16 protein-coding genes are annotated in these 12,506 nt (G+C 67.0%); 13 read left to right on the forward strand and 3 right to left on the reverse strand.

What is annotated here, in order from left to right; translation table 11 throughout:
* The first annotated feature begins 13 nt into the window (after positions 1 to 13).
* From kdsA to truD, 7 genes are all read left to right on the forward strand, one after another.
* The gene (kdsA, locus tag C0R07_RS04655) at positions 14 to 844 is read left to right on the forward strand and encodes a 3-deoxy-8-phosphooctulonate synthase (RefSeq protein ID WP_019183338.1); all 831 of its coding nucleotides are present in this window, start codon (positions 14 to 16) and stop codon (positions 842 to 844) included.
* Positions 844 to 1,257 (forward strand): hypothetical protein, encoded by a 414-nt coding sequence (locus tag C0R07_RS04660; RefSeq protein ID WP_019183337.1) that lies wholly within the window; start codon positions 844 to 846, stop codon positions 1,255 to 1,257. The genes kdsA and C0R07_RS04660 overlap by 1 nt, the downstream gene beginning before the upstream one ends.
* A 69-nt stretch (positions 1,258 to 1,326) precedes the next feature.
* On the forward strand, positions 1,327 to 2,613 hold the full coding sequence (gene eno / locus C0R07_RS04665; protein WP_019183336.1) for a phosphopyruvate hydratase: 1,287 nt from the start codon (positions 1,327 to 1,329) through the stop codon (positions 2,611 to 2,613).
* Positions 2,614 to 2,617: 4 nt separating this feature from the next.
* Positions 2,618 to 2,968 (forward strand): cell division protein FtsB, encoded by a 351-nt coding sequence (gene ftsB / locus C0R07_RS04670; RefSeq protein WP_019183335.1) that lies wholly within the window; start codon positions 2,618 to 2,620, stop codon positions 2,966 to 2,968.
* Positions 2,965 to 3,663: a 2-C-methyl-D-erythritol 4-phosphate cytidylyltransferase gene (gene ispD, locus C0R07_RS04675; protein ID WP_026069800.1), complete on the forward strand. Its 699-nt coding sequence runs from the start codon at positions 2,965 to 2,967 to the stop codon at positions 3,661 to 3,663. Before ftsB ends, ispD begins: the two co-directional genes overlap by 4 nt.
* Before the next feature lie 37 nt (positions 3,664 to 3,700).
* Positions 3,701 to 4,198 carry a 2-C-methyl-D-erythritol 2,4-cyclodiphosphate synthase gene (gene ispF, locus C0R07_RS04680; protein ID WP_019183333.1) on the forward strand — a complete coding sequence of 166 codons (498 nt, stop codon included), beginning with the start codon at positions 3,701 to 3,703 and terminating at the stop codon, positions 4,196 to 4,198.
* The gene (gene truD / locus C0R07_RS04685; protein WP_070470648.1) at positions 4,195 to 5,229 is read left to right on the forward strand and encodes a tRNA pseudouridine(13) synthase TruD; all 1,035 of its coding nucleotides are present in this window, start codon (positions 4,195 to 4,197) and stop codon (positions 5,227 to 5,229) included. The genes ispF and truD overlap by 4 nt, the downstream gene beginning before the upstream one ends.
* 77 nt (positions 5,230 to 5,306) lie before the next feature.
* Here the strand turns inward: truD and C0R07_RS04690 are convergent, their stop codons facing one another.
* Positions 5,307 to 5,846 (reverse strand): Smr/MutS family protein, encoded by a 540-nt coding sequence (locus C0R07_RS04690; protein WP_070427087.1) that lies wholly within the window; start codon positions 5,844 to 5,846, stop codon positions 5,307 to 5,309.
* Between the two features lie 186 nt (positions 5,847 to 6,032).
* Here C0R07_RS04690 and surE point away from each other — a divergent pair, with 186 nt between their 5' ends.
* From surE to C0R07_RS04710, 4 genes are read left to right on the forward strand one after another with little or no spacing between them, the layout of a single operon-like run.
* The gene (gene surE / locus C0R07_RS04695) at positions 6,033 to 6,812 is read left to right on the forward strand and encodes a 5'/3'-nucleotidase SurE (protein ID WP_102788298.1); all 780 of its coding nucleotides are present in this window, start codon (positions 6,033 to 6,035) and stop codon (positions 6,810 to 6,812) included.
* Positions 6,809 to 7,486 carry a protein-L-isoaspartate(D-aspartate) O-methyltransferase gene (locus tag C0R07_RS04700; protein WP_070427088.1) on the forward strand — a complete coding sequence of 226 codons (678 nt, stop codon included), beginning with the start codon at positions 6,809 to 6,811 and terminating at the stop codon, positions 7,484 to 7,486. Before surE ends, C0R07_RS04700 begins: the two co-directional genes overlap by 4 nt.
* A 19-nt stretch (positions 7,487 to 7,505) precedes the next feature.
* A complete protein-coding gene (locus C0R07_RS04705; RefSeq protein WP_019183328.1) occupies positions 7,506 to 8,120 on the forward strand; it encodes a YqaA family protein in 615 nt (204 codons plus the stop codon).
* Positions 8,117 to 8,896 (forward strand): peptidoglycan DD-metalloendopeptidase family protein, encoded by a 780-nt coding sequence (locus tag C0R07_RS04710; protein WP_070427090.1) that lies wholly within the window; start codon positions 8,117 to 8,119, stop codon positions 8,894 to 8,896. Before C0R07_RS04705 ends, C0R07_RS04710 begins: the two co-directional genes overlap by 4 nt.
* 144 nt (positions 8,897 to 9,040) lie before the next feature.
* On the opposite strand, the gene C0R07_RS04715 is transcribed toward C0R07_RS04710, so the two are convergent.
* Complete coding sequence (locus C0R07_RS04715; protein WP_019183326.1) at positions 9,041 to 9,415, reverse strand: Mth938-like domain-containing protein; 375 nt, start codon at positions 9,413 to 9,415, stop codon at positions 9,041 to 9,043.
* Between the two features lie 13 nt (positions 9,416 to 9,428).
* The gene (gene yhbY / locus C0R07_RS04720) at positions 9,429 to 9,734 is read right to left on the reverse strand and encodes a ribosome assembly RNA-binding protein YhbY (protein WP_019183325.1); all 306 of its coding nucleotides are present in this window, start codon (positions 9,732 to 9,734) and stop codon (positions 9,429 to 9,431) included.
* Between the two features lie 65 nt (positions 9,735 to 9,799).
* Here yhbY and rlmE point away from each other — a divergent pair, with 65 nt between their 5' ends.
* The gene (gene rlmE / locus C0R07_RS04725; RefSeq protein WP_019183324.1) at positions 9,800 to 10,432 is read left to right on the forward strand and encodes a 23S rRNA (uridine(2552)-2'-O)-methyltransferase RlmE; all 633 of its coding nucleotides are present in this window, start codon (positions 9,800 to 9,802) and stop codon (positions 10,430 to 10,432) included.
* 53 nt (positions 10,433 to 10,485) lie between these two features.
* The gene (ftsH, locus tag C0R07_RS04730; RefSeq protein WP_019183323.1) at positions 10,486 to 12,426 is read left to right on the forward strand and encodes an ATP-dependent zinc metalloprotease FtsH; all 1,941 of its coding nucleotides are present in this window, start codon (positions 10,486 to 10,488) and stop codon (positions 12,424 to 12,426) included.
* Positions 12,427 to 12,506: the final 80 nt, after the last annotated feature.

Raw genomic sequence — 12,506 nt, forward strand, 5'->3', positions numbered from 1 at the left:
ACAAGGAAACGCCATGAAACTGTGTGGATTCGACGTCGGGCTGGACCAGCCCCTGTTCCTGATCGCCGGCCCGTGTGTGATCGAGTCGATGCAGCTGCAGCTGGACGTGGCTGGCAAGTTGAAGGAAATCACCGATCGCCTCGGCATCAACTTCATCTTCAAGTCGAGCTTCGACAAGGCCAACCGCACCTCGGGTACCGCCTTCCGCGGCCCGGGCATGGAAGAGGGCCTGAAGGTCCTGGCTGAGGTGAAGAAGCAGATCGGCGTGCCGGTGCTGACCGACGTGCACGAATACACCCCGATGGACGAAGTGGCCTCGGTGGTGGACGTGCTGCAGACGCCGGCGTTCCTCGTGCGTCAGACCGATTTCATCACCAAGGTGTGTGCGGCCGGCAAGCCGGTCAACATCAAGAAGGGTCAGTTCCTGTCGCCGTGGGACATGAAGCCGGTCGTCGAGAAGGCCAAGGCCACCGGCAACCAGGACATCATGGTCTGCGAGCGCGGTGCCAGCTTCGGCTACAACAACCTGGTCAGCGACATGCGTTCGCTGTCGGTGATGCGCGATACCGGTTGCCCGGTCGTGTTCGATGCCACCCATTCGGTGCAGCTGCCGGGCGGGCAGGGCAACAGCTCCGGCGGCCAGCGCGAGTTCGTGCCGGTGCTGGCGCGCGCGGCAGTGGCGGTCGGTGTCTCGGGCCTGTTCGCCGAGACCCATCCGGATCCGTCCAAGGCGCTGTCCGATGGCCCCAATGCGTGGCCGCTGGATCGCATGGAAGAACTGCTTGAAACCCTGATGGAACTCGACGCGGTCACCAAGAAGCACGGGTTCTCGCGCTTCGCATGATGGCCGACGTGCCGGCGTCACCCGCGGTGCGCCGCGGCTGGCGCGGTTGGGCCTGGGGCTGGATCGCGCTGGGTGCGGCGATGACCGCCTGGGGCGGTGTGTTCGTGCTGGTGCTGCTGGTATTCGCCAGCGTCGGCTCGCCGGGCGATGGCGACAACGCGCTGCGCTCGGTGCGCCCGCTGCTGCTGGTGACGCTGTCGCTGACCGGGACCGTCGCGCTGGTCTGTGTCACTGCCAGCGTGCTCGCATTCCGGCTGCGCCGGCAGGCGGCTGGCGGCGGTGGCGCACTGCTCCTGCTGGCGCTGTTGATGCTGGTGTTGTTGATCCCATCGCTGGTCTCGCGCCAGGCCACCGTGGCCGGGGTGCTGCCGTCGGCCACGCCGATTTGGCAAGTGACGGGTGTGCAGGGATAATCACGCGGCATGTTTTTTTCGGCGCTGCATTGGCGGCGCCTCCCCTCTCTGACTGGTAACCGGCCCGCTATGACCACGATCCGCAGCATCCACGCCCGTGAAATCCTCGACAGCCGTGGCAACCCCACGCTGGAAGCCGAAGTCATCCTTGAGGACGGCTCGTTCGGTCGTGCCGCGGTGCCGTCGGGCGCCTCGACCGGCACCAAGGAAGCCGTGGAACTGCGTGACGGCGACAAGACCCGTTACCTGGGCAAGGGCGTGCGCAACGCCGTGTCCAACGTCAACACCACGATCGCCACGGCACTGAAGGGCTTCGACGCCGCCGACCAGGAAGGCCTGGACCGCCGCCTGATCGATCTGGACGGCACCGAGAACAAGGGCCGCCTGGGCGCGAACGCGCTGCTGGGGGTTTCGCTGGCCAACGCGCATGCCGTGGCCGCCTCGAAGAAGCAGGCGCTGTGGCAGCACCTGGCCAATGGCCGCGACGTGACCCTGCCGGTCCCGATGATGAACATCATCAACGGCGGCGCACATGCCGACAACAACGTCGACTTCCAGGAGTTCATGGTGCTGCCGGTCGGCTTCACCTCGTTCTCCGAGTCGCTGCGTGCCGGCACCGAGATCTTCCATTCGCTCAAGTCGGTGCTCAAGGGCCATGGCCTGAGCACGGCGGTGGGCGATGAAGGCGGCTTCGCGCCGGACTTCCGCAGCAACGTCGAAGCGCTGGACACCATCCTTGAAGCGATCGGCAAGGCCGGCTACACCGCCGGTGAAGACGTGCTGCTGGGCCTGGACGTGGCCTCCAGCGAGTTCTACGAGAACGGCAAGTACAACCTGGTCGGCGAGAACAAGCGCCTGACCTCCGAGCAGTTCGTCGACTTCCTGGCCGACTGGGCCGCGCAGTACCCGATCATCACCATCGAAGACGGCCTGGCCGAGAACGACTGGGCCGGCTGGAAGCTGCTGACCGATCGCATCGGCAACAAGGTGCAGCTGGTCGGTGACGATCTGTTCGTCACCAACCCGAAGATCTTCAAGGAAGGCATCGAGTCCGGCACCGCCAACGCGATCCTGATCAAGGTCAACCAGATCGGCACCCTGACCGAGACCCTGGAAGCGATCGCCATGGCGCACGCGGCCAACTACGCCTCGATCGTCTCGCACCGTTCGGGCGAAACCGAAGACACCACCATCGCCGACATCGCCGTGGCCACCACCGCCACCCAGATCAAGACCGGCTCGCTGTGCCGCAGCGATCGCGTGGCCAAGTACAACCAGCTGCTGCGGATCGAGGAAGCCCTCGGTGCCGGCGCGCGTTACGCTGGTCGTGACGCGTTCGTGTCGCTGAAGCGCTGATCGCATGCGCAACTGGCGCTGGCTGCTGCTGGTGCTCGCGCTGCTGCTCGCGTGGCTGCAGTACCGCTTCTGGTTTGGACCGGGCAACTCGGGCGAGGTGATGATGCTCGAAGCCCAGGTCGAGAACCAGAAGCGGGACAACGCCGGCCTGCAGCAGCGCAATGACGCGCTGGCTGCCGAGGTCAAGGACCTCAAGGAAGGCGAGGCGGCCATCGAAGAACGCGCGCGCAGCGAGCTGGGCATGATCAAGCCCGGCGAGAAGTTCTACCGCGTGGTCGAAGACGCGCCGGTGCCGCCGCCGCGTGCACCGACGGCCGTTCCCGATCCGGACGCGCCGCACCAGGACGTGCCCTGATGGCCGGCATCTGGGCGGTGGTGCCCGCCGCTGGACGTGGCACCCGCTTCGGCGGGCCCACGCCCAAGCAGTATCTGCTGGCCGGCGACCGCGTGTTGCTGGCCCATACCCTCCAGGCGCTGCTCTCGCACCCGGTCGTGGCCGGGGTGATGGTGGTGGTCGCCGAGGATGACGCCGATTGGCCGGGCTGGCAGTCGCTGGCGGACAAACCCATCCTGACCTGCATCGGCGGGGCGACCCGTGCCGGCTCGGTACTGGCCGGCCTGCATGCCTTGCCCGATGACGTGCGGGCCGATGATTTCGTGCTGGTCCACGATGCCGCCCGCCCCAACCTGGCCGCTGCCGATCTGGGCCGCCTGCTGGAAGTGGGGCGTGCCGACCCTGTCGGCGCGATCCTCGCCGCCCCCGTCCGCGACACCCTCAAGCGTGCCGGCGACGACGGCGGCATCGATGCCACCGAGCCGCGTGAGCGCCTGTGGCGCGCGCTGACCCCGCAGCTGTTCCGCCGCCACCAGCTGGCGCGCGCGCTGCAGGAGGCGGCCGATGCCGGCGTGGAGGTCACCGACGAGGCCATGGCCATGGAGCGCCAGGGGCTGCGCCCGCTGCTGGTGGAAGGCAGCGAAGACAACTTCAAGGTCACCACCCCGGCTGATCTGTCCCGTTTTGAATTCGTGTTGTCGCGTCGCGAACCCTGACGTCCGCACGCGCCACACCCAACCGCAGGTTCTTGCAATGACCACGCCACAGTTCCCTCCCTTCCGCATCGGACAGGGCTACGACGTCCATGCCTTCGGCGAGGGCGACCACATCATGCTCGGTGGCATCCGGGTCGAACACAGCTGTGGCGTGCTCGCGCACAGCGATGGCGATGTGATCCTGCACGCCCTGTGTGATGCGATGCTCGGCGCGCTGGCGCTGGGTGACATCGGCGTGCATTTCCCGCCGACGGACATGCGCTGGAAGGGCGCGGACAGCGCGCACCTGCTTGCGCATTGCAACGGCCTGCTGCGCGAGCGCGGCTGGCAGGTCGGCAACACCGACATCACCGTGATCTGCGAGCGGCCCAAGGTCGGCCCGCATGCGTTGGCCATGCGCGAGCGCATCGCCACCGTGCTGGGCATCGCGCTGGACTGCGTGAGCGTCAAGGCGACCACGTCGGAAAAGCTGGGCTTCACCGGCCGCAGCGAGGGCATCGCCGCCCAGGCCAGCGTACTGCTGGTGGCGCTGTGATCCCGTTGCCGCTGGCGTTCGGCGCGCCGTTGCTCACCGCGAAGATCCGCACCACGCCCGAGGATTTCCAGGTCGACGAACTGCCGGCATTCGAGCCGAGCGGCGAGGGCGAGCACCTGCTGCTGACGATCCGCAAGCGTGGCGCGAACACCGTGCACGTCGCCAAGGTGCTGGCCAAATGGGCCGGGCTGCCGGACATGGCGGTCAGCTACGCCGGCATGAAAGACCGCCATGCGGTCACCACGCAGCGCTTCAGCGTGCACCTGCCCAAGCGCGTGGCGCCGGATCCGGCGCTGCTGGCTTCCGATGAGATCGAGGTGGTCGAGTCGACCTGGCACAACCGCAAGCTGCAGCGCGGTGCTTTGGCCGGCAACCGCTTCAAGCTGGTCCTGCGCGATGTGCAGGGGGATGCTGCGGCCATCGAAGAGCGACTTTCCCATATCGCCTCGCGCGGCCTGCCGAACTGGTTCGGTGAGCAGCGTTTCGGTCGCGATGGCGGCAATGTGCCGGCGGCGCTGGCGATGTTCGGTGGCCGCCGCATGCGTCCGGACCAGCGCTCGCTGCTGCTCTCGGCCGCCCGTTCGGCGCTGTTCAACCAGGTGTTGGCGGCGCGCGTGGAGCAGGGCAACTGGGACGCGCCGCTGGACGGCGAAGTCTGGATGCTCGATGGCAGCCGCAGCGTGTTCGGCCCGGAGCCGTGGACGGATCTGCTGGCTGATCGTCTCGGCCGCTTCGACATTCATCCCAGCGGCCCATTGTGGGGAGAGGGGGAACTGCGCAGCACCGGTGCCGCTGCCGAGCTGGAGCTGGGCGCGGTTGCCGATGCGCAATCGCTTGCACTGCGCGCCGGCCTGGAGAGCGCCCGCCTGAAGCAGGAGCGCCGCGCGCTGCGCCTGCGCCCGGCGATGCTGCAGCACCGGTGGCTGGCTCCCGACGTGCTGGAACTGAGCTTCGCGTTGCCGCCCGGCTGCTACGCCACCGCGGTGCTGCATGAGCTGGGGCCGGTAGAAGACGCCAGCCAGTCCGCGTAGAGCCGACCGTTGGTCGGCTGCCTTCCTCAGCCGACCAACGGTCGGCTCTACCCCGAGCGTGGGGGCCAGGGCCGGCGTTACCGGTTGCTCAGCAGCACCAGCACTGCACCGGTGCCGCCCTGGCCGGCGGGCGCGGAATGAAACGCGAGCACGTCGTTGCGCAGGCGCAGCAGACGATCGACCAGATTCTTCAGCACCGGTGCGCCGCCATCGGATTGCAGTCCCTTGCCGTGGATGATGCGCACGCAGCCGTACTCATGGGCATGCGCTTCCACCAGGAACTGGCGCACCAGTGTCTCGGCCTGGGCCACCGTCGCGCCATGCAGGTCCAGTTCGTCCTGCACGGAGTACTGCCCGCGCTTTAGCCGCTGGAACATCCGCGGCGGCAGATTCTCGCGCCGGTAGCTGGCGGTATCGCCGGCCTCCAGTGGGCTGCTGTCGCGCAGCAGCCGGGCGAATTCCCCGCGGGCCTCCTGTTCATCCTGTTCGGCCATGCGCGCACGCGGCTTGGGCCGCGGCGTGGCCGGCGGCGGGGTGACCACCTTGCGCAGCGGCTTGACCTCGCCGATGGCGGCCCGGAACAGGGCCGCGGGATCTTCGTCTTCAGAATGTGACATGCGTACAGCCTAATGGGCGGGAGGGGCGATGCCTACCGTTATCGGGGTAGGACGATCTGTCCGCTTGCGGCACAATAGCTGACGCACTTGCGCGGTCGTCGCGCTCCGGAAGGGGCAGGGCCACCGCCGCCAACGGTGGGAAGTGATGGAATCGAAGTCTTGAAAAATCAAGCGGTTAAATCGCAGATGCGGATTCTGGTCAGCAACGACGACGGTGTCGATGCGCCGGGCATCAAGATGCTCGCCACGGTATTGCGTGACGCAGGTCATGAAGTGACCGTGGTCGCCCCCGATCGCGATCGCTCAGGCGCCAGCAATTCGCTGACCCTGGACCTGCCGATCCGCATGAAGCGCATCGACCACTACACCTGCTCGGTGGCCGGCACGCCGACCGACTGCGTGCATCTGGCCCTCACCGGCATGCTCGAGTACGAGCCGGATATCGTCGTCTCGGGCATCAACAACGCGGCCAACCTCGGCGACGACGTGATCTATTCCGGCACCGTCTCGGCGGCGATGGAAGGGCGCTTCCTGGGTCTGCCCGCCGTGGCGATGTCGCTGGTCACGCACAACCACGAGCCACGCAACTTCGAAACGGCCGCCCGCGCTGCGGTGGAGATCGTCACCCGGCTCAAGGCCGATCCACTGCCCGCCGACACCATCCTCAACGTCAACGTGCCGGACCTGCCGTGGAGCGAAGTACGCGGCTTCGAAGTGACCCGCCTGGGCAACCGTCACCGCGCCGAAGGCTGCATTGCCCAGCGCGACCCGCGCGGCAACCAGGTGTACTGGATCGGCCCGGCCGGGCGCGAACAGGACTCCGGCCCGGGCACGGATTTCCACGCGGTGCGCAACGGCTATGTCTCGATCACCCCGATCCAGGTCGACCTCACCCGCTACCAGGCGCTGGAGAAGGTGGCCAGCTGGGTCGGCGGGCTGACCGCCGCGCTGGATCGGCCGGCATGAGCCCACGCCTGCGCCTGCAGCCCGAAGCGGTCGGCATCGGCATGACCTCCCAGCGCGTCCGCGACCGCCTGGTCGACCGCCTGCGCGATGCCGGCATCGCCGACGAAGCCACCCTCAATGCCATCCGCGTGGTGCCGCGCCATCTGTTCATCGATGAAGCACTGGCCTCGCGTGCCTACGAAGACACCGCCCTGCCGATCGGCCACGGCCAGACCATTTCGCAACCCTGGGTGGTTGCGCGCATGACCGAAGCGGTGCTGCAGTCGGCGCCGACGAAGGTGCTGGAAGTCGGCACCGGCTCGGGTTACCAGGCCGCCGTGCTGGGGGCGATCGGGCTGGAGGTCTACACGGTCGAGCGCATCGGAGATCTGCTGCGCCAGGCGCGCAAGCGCTTCCGCGCGCTGGGCATGAACATCCGCAGCAAGCATGACGACGGGCGCGTCGGCTGGGCCGAGCACGGCCCTTACGATGCAATCGTGGTGACGGCGGCGGCACCGGCGCTGGTCGATGCGCTGGTCGAGCAGCTGGCCGTGGGTGGGCGCCTGGTGGCGCCGGTCGGCGGCCCGGGCGCGCAGTCGCTGATCCAGTTGACCCGTCGCGATGACGGCAGTGTCGAACAGCAGGTACTGGCACCGGTCACGTTCGTACCGCTGCTGTCTGGCATGCTGGACTGATTCCAAGGAGCGTTGCGTCATGAAGATTTTTGGTCCGCTGTACGAGCGGGCAATGAAGTGGGCCGCGCACGAGCGCGCCCCGACCTATCTGACGGTGTTGAGCTTCATCGAAGCGATCATCTTCCCGGTGATGCCCGAGGTGATGCTGGCGCCGATGTGCGTGGCCCAGCCCAAGCGCGGCTGGTGGTTCGCCACGCTCAGTCTGGCCGGCTCGATGGCCGGTGCGCTGGTCGGCTATGCGCTGGGCCACTTCGCCTTTGAAGCGCTCAAGCCGGTGTTCGCCGCGCTGGGCATGCTGGGCAGCATCGAGGGCGGTATCGCCATCGTGCAGGCCAAGATGGCCGAGTCGCCGTGGGCAGTGTTCACCTTCCTGGTGCTGGGCGGCTTCATGCCGATCCCGATGAAGGTCTTCACATGGGCATCGGGTATCGTCGGCGTGCCGTTGCCGCAGTATTTCCTGAGCATGTTGATCGGCCGTGGCAAGCGCGTGTACGTGCTGGCGGCGGTCATTCGTATTGGCGGGCCGCGCGCGGAAGCTGCGCTGCGCCGTTGGATTGAACCGCTGGGCTGGATCGCGACCGCGCTGGTGGTCGTGCTGGTCGCCTGGCTTGTATGGAGGTCGAAGTTCGCATGAGTGCTGATCGTTTGAGCAAGGGAGTGCGCAGCGGCGCGCTGCTGTTGGTGGTGTCGGCGCTGAGCGCCTGCGGCACTGCCACCGTGGTGCGGCCCTCGGGCTCGGGCGGCGGCGTGGCCCACAGCACGCCGCAGACCTCGGTGGCCAAGCCCGGCCAGACTGCGGTCGTCCGTCGTGGCGACACGCTGTATGCACTGGCCCGCATCCACAACATCACCCCGCGTGATCTGGCTGCCTGGAACGGGCTGGCCGAGCCGTACACGATCTATCCCGGCCAGTCGCTGCGCCTGTACCCGGGCGGCAGTGGCAGCCCCGGTCGCGCCCCGACCACCGTGGTCACCGCGCCGCGTCCGGGCAGTACGGCGCCGGCGGCCACCCCGGCCCCGACCACCGCCATCAAGAGCAACATCAGCTGGCGCTGGCCGGCCGATGGCGCGATCGTTGGCCGCTTCGTCGCCGGCGAGGCGACCAAGCAGGGCGTGGACATCGCCGGCACCAGCGGCCAGCCGGTCCGCGCGACCGCCGCCGGCGTGGTGGTGTATTCCGGTGCGGGCCTGGTCGGTTTCGGTGAGCTGATCATCATCAAGCACAGCGACCAGTGGCTGTCGGCGTATGGCCACAACCGCAAGCGCCTGGTCAGCGAAGGGCAGAGCGTGAAGGCCGGCGAGCAGATCGCCGAAATGGGCCGCACCGGCGCTGCGCGCGACATGCTGCACTTCGAGATCCGCTACAACGGCAAGCCGGTCGATCCGCTGCTGTATCTGCCGCCGCGGTAATCAATGCAGCCGACCAACCGTCGGCTCTACCCCGCACAGCCCGTAACCGGGTGGTAGAGCGACGCCAAGCGTCGCTGTCGAGGCCGGGACGCAGGCACAAAAAAGGCCGCTCGCGGCGGCCTTTTCTGAACGGAAAGCCCGGTCTCACCCCTTCAGGATGAACGCCGCCGCCACCTTGCGACCCTCGCTGGCGAGGATGTTGAAGGTCCGTGCGGCCGCCGGGTTGTTCATCACTTCCAGGCCGATCCCCCGGGTCAGGCATGCGGCCATGACCGCAGCGGGCGGGAACACCTGGGTATCGCCGGTGCCCAGCACCACCAGTGCGGGGTTCAGCGCCAGCACCGGCGCCAGGTCTTCCGGGGTCAGGCGGGCGATATCGGCCACCGGCCAGGCTTCGATCAGCGTGTCCGGGGCCAGGATGAAACTGGCGGCCAGGGTCCGGTCATTCACCTTCGCGCTGCGGCCATCGGCGGCACGCAGGGCGTAGGCGTAATCGGGGATTTCGTGGCTCAGCTGCATGGGCGTTCCGGGATCAGCCGCGCGGCAGGACGATCTGGCGCTGTTCCTTGCTCGGGCGGTACAGCACGGCCACGTGGCCGATGCGCTGCACCAGCGCGCTTTCACTGGCACTGACCAGCTCGGCGATGAGGGCGTCGCGGGCCTCGCGGTCTTCGGCGGCGACCTTCACCTTGATCAGCTCGTGGCGTTCCAGCACCTCTTCCAGTTCAGCCAGGAAGGCCGGTGTCACCCCCTTGCCGCCGATCTGGAGCAGGGCTTTCAGATCATGCGCGTGACCGCGGAGGAAACGGGTTTGGGAAGACGTCAGGGCGATAGCCATTCAGGAACAAGCGGTTAACTGGGGCGATCAGGGTATCATGACCTCCCCATCGGACCCGCATCTCAATGGCAACCCGCAGCAAAAGCAGTCAACGTTGGTTGAAAGAGCACTTCGCCGACCCCTTCGTGAAGAAGGCCCAGGCCGAGGGCATGCGCTCGCGCGCGGCCTACAAACTGGAGGAGCTGCTGGAGCGGGATCGGCTGCTGAAGCCGCACATGGTCGTGGTCGACCTGGGTGCCGCCCCGGGCGGCTGGTCCCAGCAGGTCCGCCGTCAGATCGGCGACACCGGCCGGGTCCTGGCGCTGGACATCCTGGAGATGCCGCCGCTGGCAGGCGTGGAGTTCCTTCACGGTGACTTCAGGGAACAGGCCGTCCTATCGGAGTTCGAAGCCATGCTGGGGGATCAGCCGGTAGACCTTGTGCTCTCGGATATGGCCCCCAATAAGAGTGGAATGGACGCGGTGGACCAACCGCGGATGATGCACCTGGCAGAGTTGGCGTTGGAGTTTGCCGACAACCATCTCAAGCCCGGTGGCGCGTTCCTGATCAAGCTGTTCCAGGGCGTGGGCTTTGACGACTACGTGCGCGAAATGCGCCGCCGGTACGACAAAGTGGTGATCCGCAAGCCTGAAGCGTCCCGTAAGCGCTCGCCCGAGGTGTACGCCTTGGGGCAGGGAAAACGCGCGCAGATCAAGTAAGCTCAACCATACGAATCGCGTCAGGAATTAGAGGAACACCGGAGCCAATGAGGATGAACGACTTGACCAAGAACCTCCTGCTATGGGTGGTCGTCGCCGTCGTGCTGATGGTGGTCTTCCAGAGCTTCTCGCCGAAGAGCAGCGGAGCCGGCGCGCAGGGTGCGACGTATTCGCAGTTCCTCGACCAGGTGGACAGCGGCAACATCCAGAAAGTAGTGCTGGGCGAAATGCGCGGCGGTGCCAATGATGTGACCTACACCACCCGCAGCGGCCAGACCAGCACCATCACCGCGCCCTACGATCGCGACCTGATCAACGTGCTGCGCGGCAAGAAGGTGGAATTCGAGCAGGCGCCGCCGTCCAGCGGCATCTCGCTGGGCGCGATCCTGATGAACTTCCTCCCGGTGATCCTGATCATCGGCTTCTGGATCTTCATCATGCGCCAGATGCAGGGCGGCGGCGGCGGGGCCAAGGGCGCGATGTCCTTCGGCAAGTCGCGCGCCAAGCTGCAGGGCGAAGACCAGATCAAGGTCACCTTCGCCGATGTCGCCGGCTGCGACGAGGCCAAGGAAGAGGTTGGCGAACTGGTCGACTTCCTGCGTGACCCGACCAAGTTCACCAAGCTGGGCGGCAAGATCCCGCGCGGCGTGCTGATGGTCGGCCCGCCGGGTACCGGCAAGACCCTGCTGGCCCGCGCCATTGCGGGTGAGGCCAAGGTCCCGTTCTTCTCGATCTCCGGTTCGGACTTCGTGGAAATGTTCGTCGGCGTCGGCGCCAGCCGCGTGCGCGACATGTTCGAGCAGGCCAAGAAGCAGGCCCCGTGCATCATCTTCATCGATGAAATCGACGCCGTCGGTCGCCATCGTGGCGCCGGCCTTGGCGGCGGTCATGACGAGCGCGAGCAGACGCTGAACCAGCTGCTGGTCGAAATGGACGGTTTCGAGGGAGGCGAGGGCGTGATCGTCATCGCCGCCACCAACCGTCCGGACGTGCTGGATCCGGCGCTGCTGCGCCCGGGCCGTTTCGATCGCCAGGTCGTGGTCGGCCTGCCGGACGTCAAGGGCCGCGAGCAGATCCTCAAGGTGCACATGCGCAAGCTGCCGCTGGCCGACGATGTCGAGCCGATGGTGATCGCGCGCGGTACCCCGGGCTTCTCCGGTGCGGACCTGGCCAACCTGGCCAACGAAGCGGCGCTGTTCGCGGCGCGTGGCGGTGAGAAGGAAGTCCGCATGGACCACTTCGACCGTGCCCGCGACAAGATCCTGATGGGTGCCGAGCGCCGTTCGATGGCGATGAGCGAAGAAGAAAAGACGCTCACCGCGTATCACGAAGCCGGCCATGCCATCGTCGGCCGCCTGGTGCCCGAGCACGATCCGGTCTACAAGGTCACCATCATTCCGCGCGGCCGCGCGCTGGGTGTGACGATGTACCTGCCGGAAGGCGACAAGTACTCGATGAACCGCGTGGCGATTGAATCGCAGCTGTGCTCGCTGTATGGCGGCCGCGTCGCCGAAGAGCTGATCTTCGGCACCGACAAGGTCACCACCGGTGCCTCCAACGACATCGAGCGCGCCACCAAGATGGCCCGCAACATGGTCACCAAGTGGGGCCTGTCCGACGAGCTCGGCCCGATCGCCTATGGTGAAGAGGACGATGAAGTGTTCCTCGGCCGTTCGGTCACGCAGCACAAGAGCGTGTCCGACGACACCGCGCGCCGCATCGATGAAGTGGTCCGCAGCATCCTGGACAAGGCTTACGCCCGTACCACCGAGCTGCTGACCGCCAACCTCGACAAGCTGCACACGATGTCCCAGCTGCTGCTGCAGTACGAGACCATCGATGCGCCGCAGATCAACGCCGTGATGGAAGGGCGCGATCCGCCGCCGCCGGCGGGCTGGGGCAAGTCGGCCAGCAACAAGGATGGCGGCAACAACGACAAGGGCGGCGATGCCCGTCCGGTCGCCCCGATCGCCGGCCCTGCCGAACAGATCTGAGTGTTGCCCACGTAAGTGACGAAGGCCGGGGAAACCCGGCCTTCGTCGTTTCCGGCGGGTCATAATGTGGCTCTGTTTTC

Source organism: Stenotrophomonas bentonitica (genome assembly GCF_002887735.1).
Lineage (GTDB): Bacteria > Pseudomonadota > Gammaproteobacteria > Xanthomonadales > Xanthomonadaceae > Stenotrophomonas > Stenotrophomonas bentonitica_A.

What these genes read in the sequence shown, in the direction of transcription:
- C0R07_RS04705 (WP_019183328.1), top strand. Translation starts at nt 7,506, where the DNA reads ATGAAGATTTTTGGTCCGCTGTACGAGCGGGCAATGAAGTGGGCCGCG.
- C0R07_RS04690 (WP_070427087.1), bottom strand. Translation starts at nt 5,846, where the DNA reads ATGTCACATTCTGAAGACGAAGATCCCGCGGCCCTGTTCCGGGCCGCC.
- ftsB (WP_019183335.1), top strand. Translation starts at nt 2,618, where the DNA reads ATGCGCAACTGGCGCTGGCTGCTGCTGGTGCTCGCGCTGCTGCTCGCG.
- ftsH (WP_019183323.1), top strand. Translation starts at nt 10,486, where the DNA reads ATGAACGACTTGACCAAGAACCTCCTGCTATGGGTGGTCGTCGCCGTC.
- eno (WP_019183336.1), top strand. Translation starts at nt 1,327, where the DNA reads ATGACCACGATCCGCAGCATCCACGCCCGTGAAATCCTCGACAGCCGT.
- C0R07_RS04715 (WP_019183326.1), bottom strand. Translation starts at nt 9,415, where the DNA reads ATGCAGCTGAGCCACGAAATCCCCGATTACGCCTACGCCCTGCGTGCC.
- C0R07_RS04660 (WP_019183337.1), top strand. Translation starts at nt 844, where the DNA reads ATGGCCGACGTGCCGGCGTCACCCGCGGTGCGCCGCGGCTGGCGCGGT.
- C0R07_RS04710 (WP_070427090.1), top strand. Translation starts at nt 8,117, where the DNA reads ATGAGTGCTGATCGTTTGAGCAAGGGAGTGCGCAGCGGCGCGCTGCTG.
- C0R07_RS04700 (WP_070427088.1), top strand. Translation starts at nt 6,809, where the DNA reads ATGAGCCCACGCCTGCGCCTGCAGCCCGAAGCGGTCGGCATCGGCATG.
- kdsA (WP_019183338.1), top strand. Translation starts at nt 14, where the DNA reads ATGAAACTGTGTGGATTCGACGTCGGGCTGGACCAGCCCCTGTTCCTG.
- rlmE (WP_019183324.1), top strand. Translation starts at nt 9,800, where the DNA reads ATGGCAACCCGCAGCAAAAGCAGTCAACGTTGGTTGAAAGAGCACTTC.
- surE (WP_102788298.1), top strand. Translation starts at nt 6,033, where the DNA reads ATGCGGATTCTGGTCAGCAACGACGACGGTGTCGATGCGCCGGGCATC.
- ispF (WP_019183333.1), top strand. Translation starts at nt 3,701, where the DNA reads ATGACCACGCCACAGTTCCCTCCCTTCCGCATCGGACAGGGCTACGAC.
- yhbY (WP_019183325.1), bottom strand. Translation starts at nt 9,734, where the DNA reads ATGGCTATCGCCCTGACGTCTTCCCAAACCCGTTTCCTCCGCGGTCAC.